The organism is Romboutsia sp. 13368 (genome assembly GCF_018336475.1).
Classification (GTDB): Bacteria; Bacillota; Clostridia; order Peptostreptococcales; family Peptostreptococcaceae; genus Romboutsia.
This window is the reverse complement of the sequence record NZ_CP048741.1, coordinates 409866-413597: the sequence shown is the minus strand read 5'-3', so window position 1 is coordinate 413597 and position 3732 is coordinate 409866. Positions and strand designations below refer to the sequence as shown.

Genomic DNA, 3732 nt, shown 5'->3' with positions numbered 1-3732 from the left:
TATATGAATAATATTTATATTTAGTGCTTGTATATAAAAAAAGAAGCATTAACTTTTATATTAATACTTCTTTCTTAGAGTTTATTTTTCTTCATAAAATCTTACGTTTTTTATAACTATATCTATACTTCCGTCTGGATTTTGTCTTACACTATATTTCATTGGATCTTCAAAATCTGTTAAATCTCCTTTTATATCAAACCCATTATCTGTTTTTATACTTCTCTTTTTAAGTTTCTTTTCAACCCATTTTTTATCTATATTAAAGCTTTCTTCTAATCCCTTATCTTCCATATGTTCTTTAAAGCTTTCTTTAAGTTCATTATCTTTTATAGAACTTTCTACAAAATCATGTAAATCAATTTCATGTTTCTCTTTTAATGTATAATTTAATATACTTCTTACTTCTTCAGCTTGTTTTATATCACTACTTAAAGCATTTGTTATCCAGTTTTCTGCAGTATTTTTAAATACTTTTGTCTTATATTTATCATCATCTATTTTTTCTGCATTTAAAAATTCTGTTATAAACTTAGATTCTAATTCTGCTTTTTCTGCATCCTTATCTAAAAGTCTTAAATGGAACTCATCATTCATCCCACTTACACCAATTAAAGCACATTGCTTTTGTCTTCCTGTCTCAGGTATTCCAATTTCATTTGCAACCATTTGTATATTAAACTTTTCATCTACAAATTCTATAGAATGAGTATATAATTTTTTATAATCTAATTTTAATATAGCTACATATTTTTCATCTTTTACTGTATATAAACAAATAGCTAAGTCACAAGATTCTAGTTCTGCATTTATTTTCATAATATCAAAAAGATAAGCAGCTATTTCTTTTGAATTTTCTAAGAATGTACTTTCATCATATATTATTTGTTCACAACAATTTTTAACTATATTATCATTGTAGTTTTTAAAAGTACCTTTTCTCAAATCATCATCTTTTGTAACTCTCTTTATTATTTTTTGAAAAAATTTATCTACCTCAGGGTTTATTTTACCTTCAAAATCATTTAATATTGGTACATCACTATTTTTATCTAGAACATGTACAATAAATTTATGTATTATCATAATTCCCACCTCAATTAATTATTTTTTTCTTAGTTTTTCAATTAAACAATTTATATCATTTGGTAAGTCAGCTTTAAACTCTAATTGTTCTTTTGTTCTTGGCTGATTAAATACTAAACTATATGCATGAAGAGCTTGTCTATTTATAAGATTCTCATCTACATAGCCATATAATTCATCACCTATTATACCATGACCAATATGAGACATATGAACTCTTATTTGATGAGTTCTACCAGTTTCTAACTTTACTTCTAATACGGTTGCATCCTCTAATCTTTCTAAAACTTTATAATGTGTTACTGATGCTTGTCCCCTTTCATCTACTACTCTTTTTATACTATCTTCAGTAGGTCTGTATATTGGTTCATCTATAGTACCTTCATCATCTTTTACAATGCCCTTTACTACTGTTATATATTTTTTTTCAACATTATCATTACTCATATCTAAAGATAATGTATGATGTGCGTATGCATTTTTAGCAACTATTACAAGACCAGATGTATTCATGTCTAATCTATTTACAAATCTTATTTTTACTTTTTCAGATTTTTCGTTGATATAATGTGTCACTCCATTAGCTATAGTATTATCAAAATGACTTTTAGTTGGATGTACTACCATAAATGGAGGTTTATTAACCATTATTATATCAAAATCATCATATATTATATCTAAATTTAAATTTTGAGATTCAAAGTTTGCCATGTCTTCTTCTATCTTTACTTCTATTAAATCTCCTTTTTTAAGCTTGGTACTTGGCTTTTTAAAAATTCCATTTACAAGTACACTTTGCTCTCTTTTCATTTTTGATATTGACCTTACAGAAAAATTTAATTTATCTAATAAAACTTCCTTTAGAGTTAATTCTTCTTCATTTGTATACGATATAAGGTTGTATTTTTGATATTCCTTTTTAAACAAATTTACACCTACTTTCATTAATTATAACATTATCTATTTTATACTATTTTGTCAAAATAGATAAGGATTTTTTAATACTATAAAATTATATTTTATCATAATATAATTTACTAATAAATCACCTTATTAGTATACCAAATTATGCTATAATACAAAGTATAAAGGGGTGTAAAAATGAGAAGAATTATAACTATAAATTCAAATCAAGTAAATAAATCTGTTGAGACAAAAAAAGTCCTAACAGAAAAACTAATAAATGCAGAATTTGAGGTTACATATAATTTCTGTAAAGATTCAGAACTTATAATATCAATTGGTGGTGATGGGTCTTTTCTAAAAACAGTTCACGATTTTAATTTCCCTCAAATACCTATAATTGGAATAAATACAGGTCATCTTGGTTTCTTTCCAGAAATATCACCTAATCATATAGATAGATTTATTGAATTGTATAAAAATAATAGTTTTTTAGTTCAAGATATATCTTTAATTGAAGCTAATATATATACTAATGATTGTAAATCTAATATGTATGCTATAAATGAAGTTGTTGTTAAAGGAGATAAATCTAGAACTATACATCTTAACTTAAATGTTAATAATAAGCATATACAAAAGTTTAGTGGTGATGGAATGATTATATCTACTCCAACTGGATCTACTGCTTATAATTATGCAGCTGGTGGAAGTATAGTAGACCCTGGATTAAATCTCATGCAACTTACACCGCTTTATCCTATAAATACAAATGCATATAGGTGTTTTACTTCTAGTATAATTTTTTCTAGTGATTCGATAATAGAAATAATACCTGAATATAGATTTGAAGACTCTATTCTAATAGTAATAGATGGGGTTGAATATAGATTTAGTCAAATGTCAGATATTAAAATATCAGTATCTGACTTAAAAATAAAGCTACTTCGAATGTTTGATTATGAATTTTGGAGTAGAGTTTCAGAAAAATTCTTATAATATGTTGGAGGAATACATATGAAAATTGGAGTAATGAGTGATACTCATGGAAGCTTAACTTATTTTGAAAAAGCATTAGATATATTATCTGAGTGTGATGTTTTAATTCATGGAGGAGATATACTATATCATGGTCCTAGAAATGATATACCTGAAGGATATAATCCAAAAGGACTAATTTCTAAAATAAATTCTTTAGATAATATAATTATAGCTCGTGGTAATTGTGATGCTGATGTAGACCAAATGGTAATAAATCATCCTATTCAAAGCCCTTACCTTATGACTCAATTTGGAGAAACTAGAATAGTAACAACTCATGGTTATACAGATTCTAAAGAAGATGTAATAAAAAAAGCTAAGAGTATGGGTGCTGATATACTTATCATGGGGCATACTCATGTTAAAGAATTATATGTTGATGAAAACTTAGTTGTTTTAAACCCTGGAAGTACATCTATTCCTAAAGATGGTACTCATTCCGTTGCAATAATAGATATTATTCAAAGTGATGATGAGATAGATATGAACTTTAATTTAATAGATATAAATACAGGTAATATAATAAATTTAGATTAATTCATTAAAACTATAAGGAGTGGTAAATTTACCACTCCTTAATTAATTATTCTTCATCTAAATCTTTTTTATCGTTATTTTTCTTTGACTCATGAAAGTGTTTACTTTCATGTTTTTTCTTACTCTCTTTTACTGGTTTAGATTTAACTACTTTTTGTTTATTAT

General features: G+C 25.5%; 4 protein-coding genes. 2 read left to right on the top strand and 2 right to left on the bottom strand.

The annotated features are described in order from the left end of the window. Positions 1-81: 81 nt before the first annotated feature. Both G3997_RS01665 and G3997_RS01660 read right to left on the bottom strand, forming a co-directional pair. A complete protein-coding gene (locus tag G3997_RS01665) occupies positions 82-1086 on the bottom strand; it encodes a nucleoid-associated protein (RefSeq protein WP_296647082.1) in 1005 nt (334 codons plus the stop codon). A gap of 18 nt (positions 1087-1104) precedes the next feature. After that, positions 1105-2013, bottom strand: a complete 909-nt coding sequence (locus tag G3997_RS01660; RefSeq protein WP_296647078.1) for an RluA family pseudouridine synthase — start codon at positions 2011-2013, stop codon at positions 1105-1107. A 174-nt stretch (positions 2014-2187) separates the two neighbouring features. Between G3997_RS01660 and G3997_RS01655 the strand changes: the two genes are divergently transcribed. Next, on the top strand, positions 2188-2988 hold the full coding sequence (locus G3997_RS01655; RefSeq protein WP_296647073.1) for an NAD(+)/NADH kinase: 801 nt from the start codon (positions 2188-2190) through the stop codon (positions 2986-2988). Between the two features lie 18 nt (positions 2989-3006). Beyond that, complete coding sequence (yfcE, locus tag G3997_RS01650; RefSeq protein ID WP_296647070.1) at positions 3007-3567, top strand: phosphodiesterase; 561 nt, start codon at positions 3007-3009, stop codon at positions 3565-3567. Positions 3568-3732 lie beyond the last annotated feature (165 nt).

Excerpts from the sequence above, each read along its gene's own strand:
- G3997_RS01665 (WP_296647082.1), bottom strand. The coding sequence starts at position 1,086 with ATGATAATACATAAATTTATTGTACATGTTCTAGATAAAAATAGTGAT.
- G3997_RS01655 (WP_296647073.1), top strand. The coding sequence starts at position 2,188 with ATGAGAAGAATTATAACTATAAATTCAAATCAAGTAAATAAATCTGTT.
- yfcE (WP_296647070.1), top strand. The coding sequence starts at position 3,007 with ATGAAAATTGGAGTAATGAGTGATACTCATGGAAGCTTAACTTATTTT.